The organism is Kistimonas asteriae, from assembly GCF_018263925.1.
In the GTDB taxonomy this organism is placed as follows: domain Bacteria; phylum Pseudomonadota; class Gammaproteobacteria; order Pseudomonadales; family Endozoicomonadaceae; genus Kistimonas; species Kistimonas asteriae.
This window is the reverse complement of the sequence record NZ_JAEVHF010000001.1, coordinates 119667-135090: the sequence shown is the minus strand read 5'-3', so window position 1 is coordinate 135090 and position 15424 is coordinate 119667. Positions and strand designations below refer to the sequence as shown.

Annotated in this window: 13 protein-coding genes; 12 read left to right on the top strand and 1 reads right to left on the bottom strand. The window is 53.6% G+C overall.

Translation table 11 applies throughout. The features are described 5' to 3' along the window. Positions 1–88 precede the first annotated feature (88 nt). The 12 genes from KHS78_RS00645 to KHS78_RS00590 all read left to right on the top strand — a co-directional run bounded on the left by KHS78_RS00645 (position 89) and on the right by KHS78_RS00590 (position 14765). Entirely contained in the window at positions 89–826 is a 738-nt protein-coding gene (locus KHS78_RS00645; RefSeq protein ID WP_211824214.1) for a heme ABC transporter permease, read from the top strand. A 55-nt stretch (positions 827–881) separates the two neighbouring features. Next, positions 882–1058, top strand: coding sequence for a heme exporter protein CcmD (gene ccmD / locus KHS78_RS00640; RefSeq protein ID WP_211824212.1), 177 nt, complete (start codon positions 882–884; stop codon positions 1056–1058). After that, the gene (gene ccmE / locus KHS78_RS00635) at positions 1055–1522 is read left to right on the top strand and encodes a cytochrome c maturation protein CcmE (protein ID WP_211824209.1); all 468 of its coding nucleotides are present in this window, start codon (positions 1055–1057) and stop codon (positions 1520–1522) included. The genes ccmD and ccmE overlap by 4 nt, the downstream gene beginning before the upstream one ends. Beyond that, positions 1519–3510, top strand: a complete 1992-nt coding sequence (locus KHS78_RS00630; RefSeq protein ID WP_211824207.1) for a heme lyase CcmF/NrfE family subunit — start codon at positions 1519–1521, stop codon at positions 3508–3510. The genes ccmE and KHS78_RS00630 overlap by 4 nt, the downstream gene beginning before the upstream one ends. A gap of 7 nt (positions 3511–3517) precedes the next feature. Beyond that, a complete protein-coding gene (locus tag KHS78_RS00625) occupies positions 3518–4057 on the top strand; it encodes a DsbE family thiol:disulfide interchange protein (RefSeq protein WP_211824205.1) in 540 nt (179 codons plus the stop codon). Further along, a complete protein-coding gene (locus tag KHS78_RS00620) occupies positions 4054–4536 on the top strand; it encodes a cytochrome c-type biogenesis protein (protein WP_425513947.1) in 483 nt (160 codons plus the stop codon). Before KHS78_RS00625 ends, KHS78_RS00620 begins: the two co-directional genes overlap by 4 nt. Then, positions 4533–5747, top strand: a complete 1215-nt coding sequence (ccmI, locus tag KHS78_RS00615; RefSeq protein ID WP_211824203.1) for a c-type cytochrome biogenesis protein CcmI — start codon at positions 4533–4535, stop codon at positions 5745–5747. The genes KHS78_RS00620 and ccmI overlap by 4 nt, the downstream gene beginning before the upstream one ends. 44 nt (positions 5748–5791) lie before the next feature. Further along, the gene (rfaF, locus tag KHS78_RS00610; RefSeq protein WP_211824201.1) at positions 5792–6859 is read left to right on the top strand and encodes an ADP-heptose--LPS heptosyltransferase RfaF; all 1068 of its coding nucleotides are present in this window, start codon (positions 5792–5794) and stop codon (positions 6857–6859) included. Positions 6860–7205: 346 nt separating this feature from the next. Beyond that, complete coding sequence (smc, locus tag KHS78_RS00605) at positions 7206–10718, top strand: chromosome segregation protein SMC (RefSeq protein ID WP_211824199.1); 3513 nt, start codon at positions 7206–7208, stop codon at positions 10716–10718. 242 nt (positions 10719–10960) lie between these two features. Beyond that, complete coding sequence (gene zipA, locus KHS78_RS00600; RefSeq protein WP_211824197.1) at positions 10961–12040, top strand: cell division protein ZipA; 1080 nt, start codon at positions 10961–10963, stop codon at positions 12038–12040. A 113-nt stretch (positions 12041–12153) separates the two neighbouring features. After that, a complete protein-coding gene (gene ligA, locus KHS78_RS00595) occupies positions 12154–14190 on the top strand; it encodes an NAD-dependent DNA ligase LigA (RefSeq protein WP_211824195.1) in 2037 nt (678 codons plus the stop codon). Continuing rightward, entirely contained in the window at positions 14187–14765 is a 579-nt protein-coding gene (locus KHS78_RS00590; RefSeq protein WP_211824193.1) for a transglycosylase SLT domain-containing protein, read from the top strand. The genes ligA and KHS78_RS00590 overlap by 4 nt, the downstream gene beginning before the upstream one ends. Positions 14766–14826: 61 nt before the next feature. Here the strand turns inward: KHS78_RS00590 and KHS78_RS00585 are convergent, their stop codons facing one another. After that, the gene (locus KHS78_RS00585) at positions 14827–15234 is read right to left on the bottom strand and encodes a hypothetical protein (RefSeq protein WP_211824191.1); all 408 of its coding nucleotides are present in this window, start codon (positions 15232–15234) and stop codon (positions 14827–14829) included. Positions 15235–15424: the final 190 nt, after the last annotated feature.

Sequence of the window (15424 nt, the reverse complement as noted above, 5' to 3'; positions counted from 1 at the left end):
AACGAAGCGCCATGAGGGGAACGGTTTATGTGGTATTTACGGTAAATACCCATAATATGGCGCGACAGAACAGAAAGTTACTATAAGTATGCGCTGGACATTTTTTCACAAGTTTGCTTCACCCAAGTGGTTCTATGACATCAGTGGCCGGTGGCTGCCGTGGATTGGATTGCTGGCTTCTGTGCTGATCCTGGTAGGGGTTGGTTGGGGGCTGTTCTGGACGTCTCCTGATTACCTGCAGGGTAACAGTTATCGCATTATCTTTATTCATGTGCCGTCGGCGTCACTGGCCATGTCGGTGTATGCCGGAATGGCGATCACTGCCGGTATTGGCTTTATCTGGAAGATAAAACTGGCGGATATGGCGGTCAAATGCCTGGCGCCTATCGGTGCGTCCTTTTGCGCGCTGGCCCTGTTCACCGGGGCGATCTGGGGTAAGCCTACGTGGGGCACCTGGTGGGTATGGGATGCCCGGCTGACCTCGGTACTGATTCTGATGTTCCTCTATCTCGGTTTGATTGCGCTGCGTGAAGCGATGGACAGCCAGGATACCGCTGCACGCGCCTGTGCCATTCTCGCCTTGGTTGGTCTGGTGAATCTTCCGATCATCAAGTATTCCGTGGAATGGTGGAACACGTTGCACCAGGGACCATCCATCAAGGTGACGGGTGAAACCACCATGGCGCCGGAAATGCTGACGCCGCTGTTGATTTCCATCGCCGGTTTTTATTTGTTCTGCCTGTTCGTATTTTTGTTGCGACTGCGTGCCGAAATACTGGAGCGGGAACAGCGAACGCGCTGGGTTAAGCAGCTGGTGGCGTCGTGAAAAAGATCGCTGTGAATGAGAATACAAGACTAAGACGGGCATAGAAGGACGATAGATGTATTTTGAAACGTTTGACAGCCTGGTTCAAATGGGGGGACACGGTCCTTACGTCTGGACATGTTATCTGATCGCGCTGCTGGTGGTGGGTTACAACCTGGTCAGTCCGTTGCGCGCGCGCAAGCGGGCGATGGATGCCATCCGTCGCCGTATCCGCCGGGAGGAGAGGGCATGAAAGCGATTCGTAAACAACGCCTTTTTCTATTGCTGTTCATTCTCGTCGGTGCCGGTATTGCTGTTGGACTGGTGTTGATGGCCCTGCAGCAGAATATCAATCTGTATTATTCCCCGGCCCAGATGATTGGAAAAGAAGCACCCTCTGGAGTCCAAATTCGTGGTGGCGGCCTGGTGGTGGCCGGCTCTGTTGTTCGTGACCCGGAAAGCTTGGATGTCGCCTTTGATATTACCGATGGTGCTGGAACGATTACGGTGCAATACACCGGTATCCTGCCGGACCTGTTTGCGGAAGGTCAGGGCATTGTGGGAACAGGCAAGCTCGGCAGCGATGGGGTTTTCTATGCGGATGAAGTGCTAGCGAAGCATGATTCCACCTACATGCCGCCGGAAGTTCAGGATGCGATAGACAAAGCGCACGGGCAGCCCGAAAAAACCGTGACTTACAGGGAGCCCGGCGCATGATTCCAGAACTGGGGCAGTTGTCGTTAATTATTGCGTTATGCTTTGCCGTTATCCTGTCCATTGTACCGCTGGTGGGCACTTATACCGGACATCGAACCTGGCAGGTGTTGGCAAAACCCCTGAGCTGGGGACAGTTCTTTTTCCTGCTGGTTGCCTTCCTGATTCTGGTTGAAGCCTTTGTTGCGGATGATTTCACTGTCGCTTATGTGGCACGAAACTCGAATACCCTGCTGCCATTGCCTTTTAAGGTCAGTGCGGTTTGGGGGGCACATGAGGGCTCACTCCTGTTATGGGCGCTGATCCTGGCCGGCTGGACATTTGCCGTGAGCATTTTCTCCCGCTCGCTGCCAACCATCATGCTGGCGCGGGTGTTGTCTGTGATGGGGATGGTCAGCGTCGGCTTCCTGCTGTTTATGATTATCACCTCCAATCCGTTTGAGCGGCTGCTGTTGTATCCGCCGGCAGACGGAGCCGATTTGAACCCACTGCTACAGGATTTCGGCCTGATCATTCACCCACCGATGCTGTATATGGGCTACGTTGGTTTCTCTGTGGTGTTTGCTTTTGCCATTGCGTCCCTGCTGGGTGGGAAACTGGATGCAGCCTGGGCCCGCTGGAGTCGGCCTTGGACCATTGTCGCCTGGGTCTTTTTGACGCTGGGTATCTCACTGGGCAGTTGGTGGGCTTATTATGAGCTGGGCTGGGGCGGTTGGTGGTTCTGGGATCCGGTCGAAAATGCCTCTTTCATGCCCTGGCTGGCGGGTACCGCGTTGATTCATTCGCTGGCGGTGTCTGAGAAGCGTGGCCTCTTTAAGAGCTGGACGGTATTGCTGGCGATTCTGACGTTTTCTCTGAGTCTGCTGGGTACGTTCCTGGTGCGTTCCGGGGTGTTGACCTCGGTGCATGCGTTTGCCACGGATCCTGCGCGGGGCAGCTTTATCCTGATGTTTCTGCTGCTGGTGGTCGGAGGTTCCCTGACGTTGTACGCACTGCGGGCGCCCGTCGTCAAAAGCCGCGCCGGTTTCGGGCTGCTGTCCATGGAAACGTTCCTGCTCATCAATAACATCCTGCTGGTGACAAGCTGTGCGATGGTACTGTTGGGGACGCTGTTTCCCTTGATTTTTGATGCGCTGGGCCTGGGCAAGATATCGGTAGGACCTCCCTATTTTAATACCCTGTTTGTGCCGCTTACGTTCCTGACCGCTTTAACGATGGGGGTTGGCGTACTGTCACGCTGGAAGGATACCGAGGGTAGCTGGCTGATTAATCAGCTGCGTTGGGTGTTGCTCACTTCTATTGTGCTTGGTTTGGCAATCAGTCTGCTTCAGGGGGCAACCTTCGAGCTAGCCGTTGCGCTATCCATGATGTTGGTTTGCTGGATTGTGCTGACAACGATCAAGGATATCCTTAACCGGTGCCGTAACAAGCCTTCATTGATCGTAGGCCTGCAATCAATACGGCGCAGTACCTGGGGTATGCACCTGGCCCATATTGGTCTGGCGGTGTCCATTGTGGGTGTTGCTATGGTGTCTTTTTACAGTGGCGAGCGCGATCTGCGCATGGCGCCAGGAGAGACGGTCGAGCTGGCGGGCTATACCTTCCGGTTTGATGGTGTCGAGCGGCGCAGAGGGCCAAATTACCTGTCCGACTACGGTACCTTGCAGGTCATCCGTGATGGCCGAGTACTGACCACCCTTCATCCTGAAAAGCGTCTTTACCAGGTGCAGGGCAGTGTCATGAGTGAAGCGGGCATTGATGCCGGTCTGACCCGGGATCTTTATATCGCGCTGGGGGATTCCCTCGAAGAGGGGGCCTGGGCGGTGCGTATTCAGGTAAAAGCCTTTGTTCGCTGGATCTGGTTGGGGTCTCTGTTTATGGCCCTGGGCGGTGGACTGGCTGCGCTGGATCGCCGTTATCGGGTGAAGGCGCGTCAGCGGTTTGCTGCTCCACGAACACAGGCCGATGACGGCTTGTCAGCTGCGGTATGAGGGTGTTATGCAGCGACTGAAACTGTTTTTACCGCTGGCAGTCTTTGTGCTGCTGGCCTGCTTTCTGTTTGTTGGCCTGTTTCTGGACAAGGAAAACTTGCCGTCGCCATTGCTGGATGAGCCGTTTCCGGTCTTTAGTCTCGGAACACTAAAAACGCCCGACAAGCCAGTGACCGAGCAAGCGCTCAAAGGTGAGATTGCATTGGTCAATGTCTGGGCGACATGGTGTATTTCCTGCCGAGCCGAACATCCCTGGTTACTGAAAATTGCAGACCAAGGTATCCCGGTCTACGGGGTGAATTACAAGGATAATCCTGACGATGCCCGTCGCTGGTTGAAAGAGCTGGGTGACCCTTACCGCTTCAGTGTGATGGATGAAAAGGGGCGTCTGGGGCTTGATCTTGGAGTCTATGGCGCGCCGGAGACCTATTTGATTGATGCCCGTGGCGTGATCCGTTACAAGCATGTTGGCGTCGTCGACGGTCGGGTCTGGCAGGATATCCTGAAACCTCGGGTTGAAATGCTTAGAGAGGAGGCTGGACAATGAGAATGTCGGTCTTTATCCAGCGTTCTGTCATCGCTTTCTGTTTGCTGCTCCCGCTGGGCGCAAGCGCATCCATTGATACCTGGGAATTTGACGATCCGGCCCAGTTCGACCGTTACAAGACGCTGACGGAAGAGCTGCGCTGCCCCAAATGCCAAAATCAGAATATTGCGGATTCCAATGCCCCGATTGCCAATGACTTGCGGGCGGAAGTCTACCGGATGTTGCAGACTGGTCAGAACAATGAGCAGATTGTCGATTTCATGCTGGACCGTTACGGGGACTTTGTCCTCTACAAGCCACGCCTTTCTGCAGGCACGTTGTTGTTGTGGTTCGGTCCACTACTGTTTCTGGTGGCGGGCGGCGTGAGTTTGTTTGTGATCATCCGTCGAAATCGCCAGGCAAGCCCGCAGGCTGATAATCTGACGGCGGCAGAGAAAGACCGGTTGAAGCAGTTACTGGAAGGACGGGAGTCATCATGACGGTATTTTGGGGACTGGTCGTTACGCTGTTGCTGTTGGCGGCGTGCTTTATTCTCGTACCGCTACTGATCTGGCGTAAACGCCCACCCGTTGAAGAGCTTCAGAGCCGTGAACAGGCCAACCTGGGATTGTATCGCGAACGCCTGGGTGAATTAGACGAGCAGCTGCAGCGTGGCGATATTGATACACAGCGTTATGAACAGCTAAAACAGGAAGCTGAAACCTCGCTGCTGGGCGATGTGGATGACGTTGCAGAGTTGGCACAAGCCTCCAGCAAAGCAGGTTGGGTCATGCCATTGGCCTTGTGTTTCTCTATGGCGGTGGTATCGGTTTTGATGTACTTGCGCTGGGGCGCCAGTGATGAATTGAGCTTGGCGTCAGCGCTGAATCAGCCATCGCCGGAGCAATCGATAGAGCAGTTGGCCGGTAAGCTGGAACGGGTGCTGAGTCGTCAGCCCGAAAACTACCAGGGCTATTACCTACTGGGGCGCTCTTACATGACCATGGGTCGCTTCCAGGATGCGGTTGATGCTTTTGCGCGCGTTGTGAAGTTGGTAGGTGATGACCCGGAACCCTTGTCTCAGTACGCCCAGGCACTCTTTCTGGCCCAGAACAATCGAGTAACGCCACAGGTTGAAGACCTGATTGATCGTACTCTGGCCGTGCAGCCGGATAATGTCACCGCGCTCGGTTTGAAAGGCATTGTATCGTTTGAGAATGAGCAGTTTCGAGAAGCGATCAAAGCCTGGGAATCGTTGCTGGCAGTGACGGCGGACCCTCAATCCCGTGCAGCGTTAACATCCGGTATTGCCCAGGCTCGTGCCATGTTGGGGGAGTCGCCCAAACAGGTCAGACAAGAGGTTGAAGCGCCTGTGGCGGGGCTGGAGGTGCGTGTTGCTCTCTCTGATCAATTGAAGACCTTGCCGCCTTCAACACGGGTATTCATTTTTGCGCGTGCGTCTGATGGTCCGCCCATGCCGCTGGCCGTTGCACCGGTCACCGTGGGTGAACTGCCCAAGACGGTACTGTTAAATGATGCCATGGCCATGATGCCGGAATTGAAACTGTCCGGTTTTGATAAAGTGGATGTCGTGGCCAGGATTTCTAAAAGTGGCGATGTGCGTAACGCTGACTATGAAGCCCTGGTCAAAGGTGTTGAGGTCTCTTCACGTAAAACGGTTGAGCTGGAGATTGATGGCGGCGCCGGTTAAGGTCAGAATGCCCTGATATTTCTACGACACTTCAGGAATTGACAGTGAAGATTCTGGTCATTGGTCCCTCCTGGGTTGGCGACATGGTAATGTCGCAGAGCCTTTATCGCACACTCAAAGCCCGGCATCCGGACGCCATCATTGATGTGATGGCGCCGGCTTGGTGTCGCCCTCTGCTGGACTGTATGCCAGAGGTGAATGAGGCGATTGCCATGCCGTTGGGGCATGGCAAGCTGGAAATTGGCGTGCGACGAAAGCTGGGGCTGTCACTGAAATCTAGGCATTATGATCAGGCGATTGTTTTGCCCGGTTCACTCAAATCGGCACTGATTCCGTGGTTTGCCGGCATTCCAAAACGGACCGGTTGGCGTGGCGAGATGCGTTATGGGTTGCTGAATGATATCCGTACGCTGGATGCACAGGCTTTCCCTCTGATGGTGCAGCGTTATGTGGCGCTGGCATTTGAAAAAAACATGATGACGTCGGCACAGGCGCTTCCGGAACCTTTATTGAAGCCTCTGCTGGTTGTTGATCCAGCAAACGTGCAACAGACGTTGCAATCCTTATCCCTGAAGATGGAACAATCCACGTTGGCCCTGTGTCCTGGCGCAGAATTTGGTCCTGCCAAGCGTTGGCCTGACTATCACTATGCCAAAGTGGCTGAATCCATGATTACCCAAGGCTGGCAGGTATTGCTGTTTGGTTCTGGCAATGACAGGGCGGTAGGGGACGCCATTGTGAGTGCGATTGCGCCTGTACATCGAGACGGATGCTTGAATCTGGCAGGTAAAACCACCTTAGGACAGGTAGTAGAAATTCTTTCACAATGCCGGGCTGCTATCAGTAATGACTCGGGGCTGATGCATGTTGCGGCGGCTGTTGGGCTGCCACTGGTGGCGCTCTATGGTCCCTCCAGTCCAGATTTCACTCCCCCGTTGGGTGATCAGGCCAAAGTGCTCCGGTTAATTACCGGGTACCTGAAAATCCGTAAGGGTGATAGTGAGCAGGGCTACCACCAGAGCCTGATCGATATTTCTCCGGAAATGGCAATCGATGCGCTGCAGGAGGTGCTGGGTTCCGAGAAGGCCAGTAAGCGTGAAATCGTTGTTTGATCATGCAGACCGAGCGCTCTTAGCCTGAAAAGGAATCCGTTTGAGGGGGCATTGACAGTCTCCCTGTCAACCCTGTTAGTAGCCGCAGTTGCAATTCCCAAGCCTATCCTGTTCTAATAACTTTTGTGGTTAAACTACACAGAAGGTGTGCATTTGGCATTACAGCCTGTAGTACCCGTTACTGGAATGCAGCCTCCAGCAGTGACCAAAAGGCGGCCGCAGTCCGGTGTTCCTGGCGTCAAGGATAGGCGCTGACAGCCGTTGCCAGGCAAATGACACAAGAGTGCGACAACAGCCCTGAGCCAGATAGACCGAACGCTGTCTCAGAACAGGATTTCAGGACTCCATGCGTCTTAAATGTATCAAATTGTCCGGGTTCAAGTCGTTTGTAGACCCGACCACCGTATATTTTCCCAGCAACATGTGTGGCGTTGTCGGCCCCAATGGTTGCGGGAAGTCCAATATTATCGATGCCGTCCGCTGGGTGATGGGGGAGTCCTCCGCCAAGAACCTGCGCGGCGACTCCATGACCGATGTTATCTTCAAGGGCTCCAATAGTCGTAAGCCTGCCAGTTACGCACATGTGGAGCTGGTGTTTGATAACAACGAAGGTCGGATCACCGGCGAATATGCCGCTTACAGTGAAATTTCTGTCAAGCGGAAGCTCACCAGTGACGCCCAGAACACTTACTTCCTCAACGGCAACAAATGCCGGCGGAAAGATATTATGGATATCTTCCTCGGCACCGGTCTGGGTCCGAGAAGTTACGCCATTATCAGTCAGGGCATCATCTCCAACCTGATTGAATCGAAGCCGGAAGAGCTTCGGGTCTTTATTGAAGAGGCGGCGGGCATTTCCCGTTATAAAGAGCGTCGTCGTGAAACGGAAAACCGGTTGCGGCGAACCAATGAAAACCTGGAGCGTCTCACTGACCTGCGTGAAGAGCTTGAACGGCAATTGTCGCATTTAAAACGTCAGGCTGAAGCCGCAGAGAAGTATAAGCAATACAAGCAAGAAGAACGGTTAAAGCGTGCCCAGCTGCATGCCTTGCGCTGGCAGGGTGTCGATAGTGGTGCGAAGTCCCAGGAAAGTGCCATTCGGGAATTTGAGATTCGACTGGAAGCGGCGATTGCCAAGCAGCGTTCCAGCGATACGGATATTGAAAAACTGCGCCAGAGCCAGACGGAGTATGCGGACAGCTTCAGCAAGGTACAGAGCCGTTACTACAGCACAGGTAATGAGATTACCAAGCTGGAGCAGACCATTGCCCACCGCCGGGAACGCGCTGATCAGTTAGGTCGGGACCTTCAGGAAGCCGAAGCCGCCTGGCGGGAGAATCGGGAAAACCTGGAGTCGGATCAGCTCAAACTTGAGCAGCTGGAAGAGGAAGTGCTGTCCATTGAGCCGGAGCTGGAACTGAGCCTTGCCGGTGAAGAAGAGCATGCTATGGCGCTGATGGAAGCGGAAGAATCCATGCAGACCTGGCAGCACGCCTGGGATGAGTTCAACCATTCTGCCAGTGAGTCGCGTCGTGAGGCCGAAATAGAACAGTCTAAAATCCAGCATCTTGAGTTGGCGCTGGATCGTCTGGAAGAGCGCCTCAGAAAACATCAGGAAGAGATGTCCGGGCTGCAGGCTGAACCTGTTGAAGAAGAGATTGAGCTGTTAACTGAACAGCTGACTGAGCTGGAATTACAGATTGAGACGTTACAGCACACCCAGGAAGAAACGGGTGATCAGATTCATACGGTCAGACAGGCGATAGCCGACGCCACCCGGCAGAAAGATGATTGCAGCCGTCGTCTGAATGAGGCGCGTGGCCGTTTTGCCTCATTGCAGGCTCTTCAGCAGGCTGCTCTGGGCCACAGCGACGGTGGTATTGAGTGGCTGGCCGGGCAGGGGCTCGCAGAGAAGCCCCGTCTCGGTCAGCAGGTCAAGGTAAAGCCAGGCTGGGAAACGGCTGTTGAAACCGTGCTGGGTGATTATCTCCAGGCTGTCTGTGTCGATGATGTGGATGCGGTTGCAACGGTGCTGGATTCCATGGTGGAAGCCAACCTGACGTTTCTTGCCACCAATACCGTCGCGTCGTCCACCGGACAAGCGATGGATAAGGCGACGGCACTGATCGACTGTGTCGAAGGTGCGGAAGCGGCGGAGACATTGCTTCAGGGTATTTATGGCGCCTCAACATTAGACGAAGCCCTGACCTTGCGATCCAAACTGGCGCCCGGTGAGTCCGTGGTGACACAGGAAGGCGTCTGGCTGGGCGCCAACTGGTTACGTGTCATCCGCGACAATGACGCTGGAACTGGTATCCTGGCGCGTCAACAGGAAATTGAGTCGCTGGAGCTTGAACTGGCCGAACTGGATGATCAGGAACAGACACTGGCAGAATCACTGACGGAAAGCCGAGAACGTCTGGAACAGCTGGAACAGGCGCGTGAAGACGGGCAGCGTCAGCTTTCTACATTGAATCGTCAGGAAAGCGAGCTGCAGTCAGACCTGACCGCTCGAAAGGTGAGAGTTGAACAGCTGTTGACCCGTTACAGCCGTCTGCAGGAAGAAATCTCCGAAATCGAGGAGCAGCAGGCGCTGGAGCAGGAGTCCATGGGTGAGTCCCGACTGCGTCTGCAGGACGCGCTGGATTGTATGGAAGGGGATGCTGAGCGTCGTGAGACACTGCTTTCCCGTCGTGATGAGATTCGGGCGGATCTGGATCGTATTCGTCAGACGGCCCGGCACAGCAAGGATATGGCCCATCAGCTGGAGTTGCGTAAACAATCGCTGACGGCCCAGATTGATTCTACCCGGCAGGCGGTTGAACGGCTGAAAATTCAGGGGGAACGGCTTGATGAGCGCCTTGGACAGCTTCGTGAAAATCTTGCCCAGAGCGATGATCCTGTTGAAGATCTGCAGATCGAGCTGGAAGAACTGCTGGCGCAGCGGGTAGAAGTCGAAGACGAAATGATGGCAGCCCGTCGTCTCCTGGAAGACGTTGAGCACCAGATGCGGGACTACGAGAAAAACCGGGGCGAGGCAGAGCACGAAGCTCAGATGTTACGTGATCGCCTCGAAAAACTGCGGATGGACTGGCAGGCTCTGCAGGTGCGACGTACCACGTTGCAGGAGCAGCTGGAAGAAGACCAGTTCGACCTGGAGACCGTGCTGGCCAATATGCCGGATGAAGCCACGGAGACCGCCTGGGAAGAAGAACTTGAACGCCTGGAAACGCGTATCCAGCGGTTGGGCGCCATCAACCTGGCGGCGATTGAAGAGTATGAGCAGCAGTCTGAGCGTAAACATTACCTGGATGCCCAGAATGACGATTTGGCGGAAGCGATTGCAACCCTTGAAGGTGCGATAAGAAAGATTGATAAAGAGACCCGTAATCGTTTTCAGCACACGTTCGAACGCGTCAACAGCGGCTTGCAGGAACTGTTCCCCAAGGTCTTTGGTGGGGGGCGTGCGTACCTGGAATTGACGGGCGATGACTTGCTCAATACGGGGGTTACCATCATGGCGCAGCCACCGGGCAAGAAGAACAGTACTATTCACCTGCTTTCCGGTGGTGAAAAGGCGCTGACGGCGATTGCGCTGGTATTCGCTATTTTCCAGTTGAATCCGTCTCCTTTCTGTATGCTGGATGAGGTCGACGCGCCTTTGGATGATGCCAACGTCGGTCGCTATGCGCGGATGGTGACGGAAATGTCGGAAAAGGTGCAGTTCATTTATATCAGTCACAACAAGATTGCGATGGAAGCGGCGAACCAGCTGATCGGTGTCACCATGCATGAGCCTGGTGTGTCCCGGCCGGTATCGGTGGATATCGAACAGGCGGCGGTGCTGGCTGCGGTCTAAGCATGTAAGAAAAGTGCAAAAGGGGTCGATATGGCCCCGCTTTTTTGCCAGACTGGAAAAGACGACGCATAGTGGTTGTTTGATGTGATTTTATGTGGCTTTGCGATATTGTGATTGACAACCGATTGCGTTTAAATTCAGCTATTCCACCGGTGACTGCATGGGATGCGTAAGTTGAGCGTGAAAATGAACAGTCCCAGGCAATGGAACGCAATTTACAGGGTTAACGGGTAACCAAAGGCATGAGTTTTCGTGACTGGCTGATCATTCTTGGCGTATTGGCTGTCGTACTGATTATTGCAGACGGCTTTCGTCGTGTATGGCTTCACCGCCGTCGAGCCAATGAGCTTAATTTCGGGCTTGAAGAGATCAAGTGGCAGGATGATGAATTTAGCAGTGAGCTGCCCAATGGCGGCGCTAGAGCTGCCCTCCATGGCGAGCTGGATAGCCGGGACGGTATGCCAGACGCTGGTGTCCCGCAAGATAAACGTGTAGAGCCGTTTATTTCCGATTTTTCCGAGCCCGATCCCTGCAACGTTATCGAGGATGTGCCTGTTGAACGGCAGGTGGATCTTTCTCATGAGGATGACGGGATTGAGTCTGAGGTCAGGGTCGCACGTGAAGAGCTGACTGCTGAGGAGCAAGCTGTTGAAGAGAAAGGCCAGCAGAGCCTTGATCTTGATCAGCCTGTTCCTGTGTTGATGGATGTTGATGACCGGCGCCAAGCCATTGATGAGCAGCCTGATGTGGTGGCAGTGAGGGATAAACCTTCACCAAGGCAGACTGTCGAGGCATTTTCTGCGCTGGATCCTGAACCGTCTCCCCCTGATTTCTCTGATGAGCCACATCCTGGTGCTTTGAGGCAGGTTGAAGAGGTTTTGATCATCAACCTGATGGCACGGAAGGGAGAGTCCTTTGCAGGCAGTGATCTGTTGTCGCTGTTTATATCTGAAGGGTTGCGTTTCGGGGAGATGAATATCTTCCACCGCCACATCCAACCGGATGGGCAAGGTGATATTCTCTACAGTGTGGCTAACGGTGTTGAGCCTGGAACCTTCAACCTGAAAACGATGGAACAGGATTCCACGTCAGCCCTGAGTTTCTTCATGGGCTTGCCTGGGCCTGAGGGGTCTGAATCCATGCAGGCGTTCCGGATCATGGTGGAAGCGGTTTACCATATTGCCGAAGATCTTGGGGGCGTGCTGAAGGATGAGCGACACAGTGTACTGACGCAACAGACACTGGAGCACTACCGCCAGCGTATCAGTGATTTTGAACGTCGCAGGATGACGCATCGCCGTAATAACAAGGCCAGAGTTTGAGTAGCGACAGCATTCTTAACAGCGTACTACATTAACGCTGTTTGTAAGACGAGTTTATCTGGCCATACCTGTGAGGGTATGGCCAGTTTTATTTGAGGTTCCCGGATAGTTTCATGTCGATAGAAGAAGTCAGCCAGCAGCTTGAGGCGTTACGCACAACCATAAATCAGCATAATTACCGTTATTATGTGCTGGATGATCCTGCTGTATCTGACAGTGAATACGATCGCCTGATGCAGGAGCTCAGGGCGGTTGAATCGCAGTACCCCGAACTCGTTAGTGTTGACTCTCCAACCCAGCGTGTAGGTGCCCAGCCGCTGGCCAAGTTTGGTCAGGTCCGGCATGAAGTCCCTATGCTTTCCCTCGATAATGCCTTTAACCAGGACGATTTGCAGGATTTTGATCGGCGTATTCACGATCGGCTCAAGTCTGATGTAACCATTGAATATGCCTGTGAACCGAAACTGGACGGTATTGCGGTCAGCCTGCTTTATGAAGGTGGCATGCTGGTTAGAGGAGCGACCCGTGGAGATGGTCAAACGGGGGAAGACATCACCTTGAATGTCAGGACCATTCCTTCCATCCCACTGAAGCTGCTGGGTAGTGGCTGGCCCACGCGACTGGAAGTGCGCGGTGAAATCTATATGCCTCGCGCTGGTTTTGCGGCTTTGAATGAAAAGGCGATGAAAGCTGGCGAGAAGACGTTTGTAAATCCCCGCAATGCTGCGGCCGGCAGCCTGCGACAGCTGGATCCCCGGATTACCAATAGCCGTCCGCTGGAAATGTGCTGCTACAGCGCAGGACTGGTCGATGGTGGCACGTTACCTGAGAAGCATGGTGATGTATTGACGCAGTTCCAGGGCTGGGGGTTGAAAATCAATCCAGAGATGCGAATCGTTACAGGCATAGAGGCCTGTGCCGACTACTACGAGAACCTGGCGGCAAAACGGGACAGCCTGTCCTATGACATCGATGGCATTGTGTTCAAGGTGAACGATCTGAAACTCCAGCAGCAGCTGGGCTTTGTTGCCCGTGCACCGCGTTGGGCCATTGCCCGGAAATTTCCGGCACAGGAAGAGATGACGGTACTGAAAAGTATCGAATTTCAGGTTGGAAGAACCGGCGCGATTACGCCTGTGGCAAGACTGGAACCTGTCTTCGTGGGTGGCGTTACGGTCAGCAATGCCACGCTGCACAATATGGACGAGGTGGAACGGCTGGATGCACGGGCCGGTGATACCGTCATTATCCGGCGGGCTGGTGATGTGATTCCGCAGGTGGTGAAGGTTGTACTGGAAAAGCGATTAGAAGGCGCTTTACCGCCGTCCCTGCCTGAAGCCTGTCCGGTCTGTGGCTCAGATATCGAGCGCAGTGAAGAAGAAACCGTCGCCCGTTGCACGGGTGGTTTGTTCTGCTCAGCACAGCGAAAAGAAGCGATACGACACTTTTCCTCTAGAAAGGCCATGGATATCGATGGGCTGGGTGAAAAACTGATCGAGCAGCTGGTTGATAAGGAACTGGTGAACACCATTGCGGACCTGTTCCGACTGACAGAAGAACAGCTGATCCGACTTGAGCGGATGGGGGCGAAGTCTGCCGCCAATTTGGTGGCGGCGTTGAAAGCCAGTAAAACAACGACTTTGGCGCGGTTTATCTATTCACTGGGTATTCGGGAAGTGGGTGAGGCAACGGCGGCAACGTTGGCGAGTCACTTCTGCACATTGGAGGCACTTGAGGCGGCCACTCAGGAAGAACTCCAGGCGGCCGATGATGTGGGCCCTATTGTGGCGCAACATATTGCGATGTTTTTCCAACAGGCGCATAACCGGGAAGTCATCGAAGCCTTGCTGGCGCAAGGGCTCAATTGGCCAGCCATTGAGAAGCCGGTGGAATCGGATGAACTGCCACTGACTGGACAGACCTGGGTGCTGACCGGCGCATTGACCGCAATGACCCGTGATGAGGGCAAGGCCTATCTGCAGGCACTGGGTGCGAAAGTCGCCGGTTCCGTTTCTGCCAAGACGGCGACATTGGTTGCGGGTGAAAAAGCGGGTTCCAAGCTGTCCAAGGCGCAGAGTCTGGGCGTTTCAGTCATGGATGAGGAGGCTTTTATGGCATTTCTTCAAGAGCATGGGATTGTCATGTCATGAGGCGCCTGTCAGGCGTCATACTGACAGGGTTGTTATTAGTGCTGGCCGGCTGTGCATCGACCACGCCACCGGCACGTCCTGATAATCTGTGCAAAATCTTCAAGGAGAAATCGTCCTGGTATAAGGCGGCGAAACGCTCCAATGAGCGCTGGGGAACCCCGATCCAGGTGATGATGGCGATTATGCATCAGGAGTCCCGGTTCCGGCATGATGCGCGTCCACCTCGGCCGTGGTTTTTGTTTATCCCGTTGCCGCGACGCTCGTCAGCCTATGGGTATGCCCAAGCCCAGGATGGCACCTGGGATATGTACCTGAATCAGGTCAGTGGCTGGTTCCAGAGCCGCGAAGATTTTGAGGATGCCATCGATTTTATTGGCTGGTATACCAACACCAGTCGAAAGAAAAATGGGGTTTCTCTCTGGCATGCTGACAAACAGTACCTCAATTACCATGAAGGCTGGGCCGGTTATCGCAGAGGTACTTACAAGAAAAAGCCCTGGTTGATGAATGTGGCTAAGAAGGTGAAGTGGCGCGCCAGTGAGTACGGGGAGCAGCTTCGACGGTGTAACCTATAGATAGCTAGATAAGCGCAAGCAGTTTGCTAAAAGGAGAACAAACTGCTCTTCACACCCTGATTTACACAAAGCTGAATTTTATCCATGACTCAGCGAGTGGCTTTGATTTTTTTGATAATTTCTTAATTTCAGATTCTTCCATGTTAGGGATTCCGCGATCGTAGTTGCGGTACTCCTGATCTTTTTGATAAAGCTCAATTTGGCGTTCACAAAGGGCTTTAGTGGCAGAGGCGGCATCTGTCATTTTTTCTGCAACTTTCCCTGCAACGTAGCATGACCCTTCCACGAATTTCTCTCGACATTTTTGGTTGCCCGCCGCAATCCCTAAGCCGAAAGAAATAGTCACTGGCAAGGATGTAACGCTAAAAACTCCCCATAGTGCAGCACCGATGAAAGTAGCATTACCTAACCACTCCATGGTCGATTGGACGGGCGAGGCATTAGGCTTTGGTTGATTAACTTCAGGCATATTTTGCACTCCTTGCAATAAGCTATAAGTTCTCTGTTTATTTAGACTTGCTGGCAGTGTTTAAGTTCCTGAGCCTGATGGTTTAATTGGATTTCTTGTAACTATTTGAATTTGTAGGTTATTTTTATTTTTTAGGGGACTGTAAAAATTGAGTGATTTTTACAGTCCCCTTACTTGGCGGTACTTATAC

Bases quoted from the DNA above. Each gene is read 5' to 3' on its own strand.
- KHS78_RS00645 (WP_211824214.1), top strand. From the start codon at position 89: ATGCGCTGGACATTTTTTCACAAGTTTGCTTCACCCAAGTGGTTCTAT.
- KHS78_RS00590 (WP_211824193.1), top strand. From the start codon at position 14,187: ATGAGGCGCCTGTCAGGCGTCATACTGACAGGGTTGTTATTAGTGCTG.
- ccmI (WP_211824203.1), top strand. From the start codon at position 4,533: ATGACGGTATTTTGGGGACTGGTCGTTACGCTGTTGCTGTTGGCGGCG.
- KHS78_RS00585 (WP_211824191.1), bottom strand. From the start codon at position 15,234: ATGCCTGAAGTTAATCAACCAAAGCCTAATGCCTCGCCCGTCCAATCG.
- zipA (WP_211824197.1), top strand. From the start codon at position 10,961: ATGAGTTTTCGTGACTGGCTGATCATTCTTGGCGTATTGGCTGTCGTA.
- smc (WP_211824199.1), top strand. From the start codon at position 7,206: ATGCGTCTTAAATGTATCAAATTGTCCGGGTTCAAGTCGTTTGTAGAC.
- ligA (WP_211824195.1), top strand. From the start codon at position 12,154: ATGTCGATAGAAGAAGTCAGCCAGCAGCTTGAGGCGTTACGCACAACC.
- KHS78_RS00630 (WP_211824207.1), top strand. From the start codon at position 1,519: ATGATTCCAGAACTGGGGCAGTTGTCGTTAATTATTGCGTTATGCTTT.
- ccmE (WP_211824209.1), top strand. From the start codon at position 1,055: ATGAAAGCGATTCGTAAACAACGCCTTTTTCTATTGCTGTTCATTCTC.
- KHS78_RS00620 (WP_425513947.1), top strand. From the start codon at position 4,054: ATGAGAATGTCGGTCTTTATCCAGCGTTCTGTCATCGCTTTCTGTTTG.
- KHS78_RS00625 (WP_211824205.1), top strand. From the start codon at position 3,518: ATGCAGCGACTGAAACTGTTTTTACCGCTGGCAGTCTTTGTGCTGCTG.
- ccmD (WP_211824212.1), top strand. From the start codon at position 882: ATGTATTTTGAAACGTTTGACAGCCTGGTTCAAATGGGGGGACACGGT.